Source organism: Sphingobium xenophagum NBRC 107872, assembly GCF_000367345.1.
Taxonomy (GTDB): domain Bacteria; phylum Pseudomonadota; class Alphaproteobacteria; order Sphingomonadales; family Sphingomonadaceae; genus Sphingobium; species Sphingobium xenophagum.
On record NZ_BARE01000135.1, the window covers coordinates 1 to 806 of the forward strand.

An 806-nucleotide genomic window follows, 5' to 3' on the forward strand; every position below is an offset into this window, starting at 1 on the left:
GGTCATCCATCGTCATGGCAGCCGAGACAGGAAGATCGGGCAACGCTGCAATCCTGGGAAGTCCATCACCACGCCAGATCGCACAGACTACACCTATGACCGTTGCCCCAGCCTCTGTTACGAGCCGGGTAGCGTCCGCGACCGCACCGCCAGTCGTGATAACATCCTCAATGAGCACCACGCGCTTGCCTGAAACGTCGCCCCCTTCGACCGCTAGGCAAGTGCCGTAGTCCTTCGGTGCTTTCCGAACGAACGCGGCGGGCATTCCTGTGGCAAGCGACAACGCCGTTGCTATCGGCACACCCCCAAGTTCCAGTCCGGCAAGGATTTCTGCGTTGGCGGGGATCAATGGGATCATCTCCGCGGCCACCCTGCTCAGAAGATCAGGCCGAGCTTCAAATCGGTATTTGTCGAAATATGTAGATGATAGCTGTCCAGACCGCAGCCGGAACGTTCCTTCCAAGGCAGAGGCAGCGTTGATGTCGGCGGCTAGGGTCGGGTCGATCATGCGTACGTCTTGCCATAAGCAAACGGCCGCTTCCCATCACTTTTTGCCGTTCGTTTTCTGTTCTCGCCTAGCGTACGTAAAACTCACTTTCGTGTGGTGACCCCTTGAACGGTAGCAAAGCCTGTGCTACGTACACCGCACGCTCAGATCTCGAACGCGTTCGACATTCCCGCGGAAAACCCCGCCAGCGGCACGGTGTCTTCCGTCATTCGAGATGCAAAACGCTAAAAAATGGACAAAAAATGGACAATGGGTTTGATCGTAAGAACGAGCGACCCGATCTAAGAGTGCTGTTCTA

1 protein-coding gene is annotated in these 806 nt (G+C 56.3%); it reads right to left on the minus strand.

Annotated features, from left to right (window positions below):
- Window positions 1-508, minus strand: a 508-nt coding sequence (gene pyrE, locus SX1_RS22230; protein WP_019054868.1) for an orotate phosphoribosyltransferase, incomplete at its 3' end; no start/stop codon positions are given.
- Window positions 509-806: the final 298 nt, after the last annotated feature.